Origin of the sequence: Bartonella sp. CL70QHWL, from assembly GCF_042194855.1 — a bacterium.
Classification (GTDB): Bacteria; Pseudomonadota; Alphaproteobacteria; order Rhizobiales; family Rhizobiaceae; genus Bartonella.
The window spans coordinates 1-1,057 of record NZ_JBHINJ010000091.1; the positions used below are offsets into that span (position 1 = coordinate 1).

Consider the following 1,057-nt stretch of genomic DNA (forward strand, 5'->3'; position numbering starts at 1 on the left):
GAATTCATATCACTAGAAGAAGCATAAACCGGTTTCCAGCCACATTTTGATAAGGATTGTTGGATCATCGCTTTATCGACACCTGGTTTTTCCCATAATGCTAAAGTTGATGGAGGAGGTTGGTTAACACATCCAGCTATACTTAACAGAGCTATGCCGCTCAATAATTGCAAGACTTTCTTCATTCTTCCCCTCCTTCAGTGGGTTTCTTTACGATAAAACAGAGCTCATAAGCTTGTTGATATTTCCTCTCACCGCTGCTTAAAACAACGGTGACCAATATTGAGATGATGGATTGAGGGAACAATCCCGCCATTCCAAGCGAAGGCAAGGATGGCGGATTGTTGATCATCACTAGCTGCAAAACTTAAGGCTGGCATTTGCGACTATTTTTATATTTTTTACAAAAAGGGCTGTTTAAGCGCTTCTTGACACTTCGCTGTGGAACAACAGCGCCTGGACGACAAATGGGCAAGTTTTTCTCTTTAAAAGTATAACATGGCCCTCCCGCTCTTGCTACTTCTTCATCTTTATAGCGGAATCCTGATTGGAGCATGCAAGCATAAGTTGTTGCTTTAGCATTAATACTCTGCTGTTGGTTTTCTGGATCGATATCATAAGGCGTTGGCATGCCACATTCTAATAGGGCTTTTCCTATCTCCGTAAAATCAGTAACACTATTTTTCTCCCACATACTCAAATACCCTGGAGCAGGCTTATCAATGTTACATCCAGCAATATTTAACAGAATGAGACCACTTAATAATTTCAAGATTTTCTTCATTTTTTCCCTCTTTCAATGGATTTATTTACTATAAAACAGCTCGGAGGCTTGTTGATATTTTCTGTCATCGCTGCTTAAAACAACGGTGAACAATATTGAGATGATGGATTGAGAAAACAATCGCGCCATTCCAAGTGAAGGCAAGGATGGCGCATTGTTGGTCATTACAAGAAAGACTTAAGGCTTGCATTCAGATGCATTTTTATACCTTTTACAAAACGGGCTGTTTAAGCGCTTTTCGACACTTCTCTTCGGGATGACAGCACCAGGCTG

1 protein-coding gene and 1 pseudogene are annotated in these 1,057 nt (G+C 40.6%); both read right to left on the reverse strand.

All coding sequences use genetic code 11. The features are described from left to right. Positions 1–185 (reverse strand): annotated as a pseudogene (locus tag ACFIJZ_RS09855) (hypothetical protein); the annotation flags it as partial. Positions 186–367: 182 nt separating this feature from the next. Beyond that, positions 368–784, reverse strand: a complete 417-nt coding sequence (locus ACFIJZ_RS09860; RefSeq protein ID WP_375631978.1) for a hypothetical protein — start codon at positions 782–784, stop codon at positions 368–370. Positions 785–1,057 lie beyond the last annotated feature (273 nt).